General features: G+C 76.2%; 3 protein-coding genes. 2 read left to right on the forward strand and 1 reads right to left on the reverse strand.

The features are described from left to right. Positions 1-140 precede the first annotated feature (140 nt). Entirely contained in the window at positions 141-986 is an 846-nt protein-coding gene (locus ACQRUO_RS39005; RefSeq protein WP_428320932.1) for an SDR family oxidoreductase, read from the reverse strand. 175 nt (positions 987-1,161) lie between these two features. Between ACQRUO_RS39005 and ACQRUO_RS39010 the strand changes: the two genes are divergently transcribed. Both ACQRUO_RS39010 and ACQRUO_RS39015 read left to right on the forward strand, forming a co-directional pair. Continuing rightward, a complete protein-coding gene (locus tag ACQRUO_RS39010) occupies positions 1,162-1,557 on the forward strand; it encodes a winged helix-turn-helix transcriptional regulator (RefSeq protein ID WP_428320934.1) in 396 nt (131 codons plus the stop codon). Positions 1,558-1,623: 66 nt separating this feature from the next. Beyond that, positions 1,624-2,889, forward strand: coding sequence for a DUF4190 domain-containing protein (locus ACQRUO_RS39015; protein WP_428320933.1), 1,266 nt, complete (start codon positions 1,624-1,626; stop codon positions 2,887-2,889). Positions 2,890-3,364: the final 475 nt, after the last annotated feature.

The following is a 3,364-nucleotide window of genomic DNA, read 5'->3' on the forward strand; positions in this document are numbered from 1 at the left end:
TTCTGCACTGGTCCCGCTGGCGCCGCAGACGCCAACACCAGGCCCGGACCAGCCACTACAAGAGACGAGGCCACAGCCCAAGAGCTGAAGCCTCGTCAGGTTAAGCACCGTTGCAGTACTAGGGGGCGGCGGCTCCGAGCTCAGCGGAAGGCGGCCACGGAGCGCTCGGCCCAGTCGCCGAAGGAGCGGGGCGGGCGGCCCAGGACCTGCTCGACGATGGGGCTGATCCGCTGCTCGGCCGGGGTGGGTTCGCCGAGGATGCCCAGGGTGGTCTCCACCACGGGTTCGGGCATGACGTGCAGCAGGTGGGCGCGGGCCTCGGCGCGGGTCAGCTCGACGAACCGGACCGGCTCGCCGAGGGCCGCCCCGAGCGCGGCCGCCTGCTGGCGGGGTGTCACCAGGGCGGGTCCGGTCAGCTCGTACGTCCGGCCGACGTGCTCGTCCGTGCGCAGCGCGGCGGCCGCGACCTCGGCGATGTCGGCCGGGTCGACGGTCGGCAGCCCGACGTCCCCGAACGGCGCCTCGACGGTCCGCCGGGTCCGCACCGACTCCGCCCAGCCGTAGGCGTTGGAGGCGAAGCCGCTGGGCCGCAGGACCGTCCAGGCCACCCCGGACCGCCGGACCGCCTCGTCGATCGCCCGTCCCGTCCCGCCGTGCGAGGCCGACTCGGGTCGGGTCGCCACCCCCTGGGAGGAGAGCAGCACGATCCGCCGGATCCCGGCGGCCTTGGCCAGCGCGACGAGCTCCGTCGTGCGCAGCAGGTGGGCGCCCGGACCGGTGTCGTGCAGGAAGAGCGCCTCGGCGCCGTCCAGCGCGGGGCGCAGGCTCGCCGGGTCGGCGAGGTCGGCCGGGCGGGCGTGCACCCCGGCGGGCAGGGCCGCGGTGGTGATCCGCCGGGACACCGCGGTCACCGGGACCCCGGCGGCGGCGAGCAGCTCCACCAGCGGACGGCCGACGTTGCCGGTCGCTCCGGTCACTACGAACATGGTCAACTCCTGGGGTTGGGTAGGTGGTTGGCGCTCGGAGTGAGGTGTGGTCGGGTGGGCTCGGGGCCCGTCCTCGTGGCCGTCCTCGCGGCGCTGGGAGGACGCTAACACCGGCCGTACAGTAGGTACCTACGGGAAAGTGACTGACCCTCAGGTGAGGAGAGTGGGGCTGACGATGGAGGCCTGGGGAGCCGCCGGGGCGCAGGGGACGGCCGAGCCGGCGACGGCCTGCCCGATCTCGCCGGTGGTGGACATCGTCTTCAGCCGGTGGACCACGCCGATCCTGTGGACGCTGCACACCCGAGGGCGGCAGCGCTTCGTCGAGCTGCAGCGCCAGATCGCCACGATCACCCCGAAGGTGCTGACCCAGCGGCTGCGGCAGCTCGAACGCGACGGCCTGGTGGTCCGCAGCTACCACCCCGAGGTCCCGCCCCGGGTCGAGTACGAGATCAGCGAGCTGGGGCGCAGCCTGGCGCCGCTCTTCGCCCACCTCGCGGAGTGGGCGGCCGGGCACCTGGACCAGGTGGAACTGGCGCGGGTGGCGTACGACGGTGGGCCCGAGGGTTCATGATCCGCTAGAGTCCGGCCCGATCAAGGGTCGAACGGCTGCGCGAGCGGCGGGCATGGGGGCGGGAGCATGGCGGACGGGGATGCTGATGCGTGGGCGCCACCGGGGGGTGGGCCGCCGCTGGGGGACGGGCCGCAGCCGCCGTTCGCGCCGCCGTACGGTTCGCCCTACCCGCCGCCGTCCTACCCGCCCCGCGCGCCCGACGGGCGGCCGGTGGTCGAGGGCAGTAACGGGCTCGCCATCGCCTCGCTGGTCACCGGCGTCACCTGCTGCCTCTGGCCGGCCGCGCTCGGCCTCGGGATCGGCGCCCTGGTCCAGCTCCGGCGCCGCCACCAGCGCGGGCGCGGGCTCGCCGTCGCCGGCGTGCTGCTCGGCCTGCTGGGCCTGGCCGCCTCGGTGACCGGGCTGCTCACGGGCTCGTTCCACGTGCACGTCGGGGGCGGGGGCGCGGGCGCCGCTGCGCAGCCCGCTGCCGGTGCCACTGCCGGCCCGAGTACCCCGGACAGTGCCCAGGGCAGTGCCCCCAGGCCGACCGGCATCTTCGCCTGGCAGCCCGGCACCTGCTTCACCGAGACGACGGACCACGCCGGCCACCGCCACCACGCGGCCACCAGCTGCACGAGCCCGCACTGGGGCGAGGTGACCGCCCGGGTCACCATGCCCGGTTCGACCTACCCCGGCACCGAGGCGGCGATCCGGCAGGCCCACGCCCTCTGCTCGGACGCGAAGACGGACTACATCACCGACCTGTGGGCCATCCCCCGCACGGTCGAGGTGCACGACATCTACCCCGAGGACGCGACCGCCTGGGCCGGCGGCGGACACAGTGCGCTCTGCTACCTGTACGACAGGGCCGCCGACGGCCGCGCCATCGGTTCGCTGCGCCGGGACGGCAGCAACCTCTCGCCGGACCAGCAGGCGCTCCTCAAGGACCTGTACAGCCTGGACGAGTTGGAGCCCGAGTTCGCCAAGCCGCAGACCGACCCCGAGTACGTCGGCTACCGCTCGCAGGGCGTCTCCCAGGTGCTATCCGGCGTCGTGGCCACGCTCGGTCAGGACCAGTGGTCGGCGGGCAGCAAGGACCGGATCGCCGCCCTGGTCGCAGCCCTGAAGGCGGACCAGTCCGCGTGGACCGCAGCCGCCGACACCACCGCGGACCCGCTGGGCGCGTACCGGGCGGCCCTGCAGAACGACAACCCGGTCGCGGCCGAAACGATCGCCCGCCGCGCCCTGGGCCTGACCGACCACGACCTCCGCAACGACCCGACCCCGCCCCCACCCCCAAGCACCCCGCCCACCCAGCCCGCCGACGGAGGCAGCGCGGACGCGGTGTGAGCCGGGGGTAGCGGGTGGGCGGGCGCATGGCGGCGGGCGGCGGTGGGGCCTGGCCACCCGCCCACCGCTGACCGGCGCTTGGCGCCGTCCGGCCGCCCTGGCCGGCGCACATCGCTGCCTGGCCACCCGCCCGCCCCCGCCCATCGTTGGCCTGCCCCCGCCCCCGCCTGGCCGTCTGTCCCCCGCCTGGCCACCCGCCTGGCCTGGCAGCCCACCCCCGCCTGGCCGCCCGCCCCGCCTGGCCGCCCGTCCTGCTTGGCCAGCCGTCCCGCCCGGCCGCCCGCCCCGCCTGGCTACCCGCCCGCCCCCGCCTACCGTTTGCTCGTCCCCTCCCCACCCCCGCCTGGCTACCCGCCCGCCCCCGCCTACCGTTGGCCCGCCCCTACCCCCGCCTGGCCTCCCGGGCAAGGGGGAGGGGGGGGGGGGGGGGGGGGGGGGGGGGGGGGGGGGGGGGGGGGGGGGGGGGGGGGGGGGG

Origin of the sequence: Kitasatospora sp. LaBMicrA B282, from assembly GCF_050325825.1 — a bacterium.
Lineage (GTDB): Bacteria > Actinomycetota > Actinomycetes > Streptomycetales > Streptomycetaceae > Kitasatospora.

Excerpts from the sequence above, each read along its gene's own strand:
- ACQRUO_RS39005 (WP_428320932.1), bottom strand. The coding sequence starts at position 986 with ATGTTCGTAGTGACCGGAGCGACCGGCAACGTCGGCCGTCCGCTGGTG.
- ACQRUO_RS39010 (WP_428320934.1), top strand. The coding sequence starts at position 1,162 with ATGGAGGCCTGGGGAGCCGCCGGGGCGCAGGGGACGGCCGAGCCGGCG.
- ACQRUO_RS39015 (WP_428320933.1), top strand. The coding sequence starts at position 1,624 with ATGGCGGACGGGGATGCTGATGCGTGGGCGCCACCGGGGGGTGGGCCG.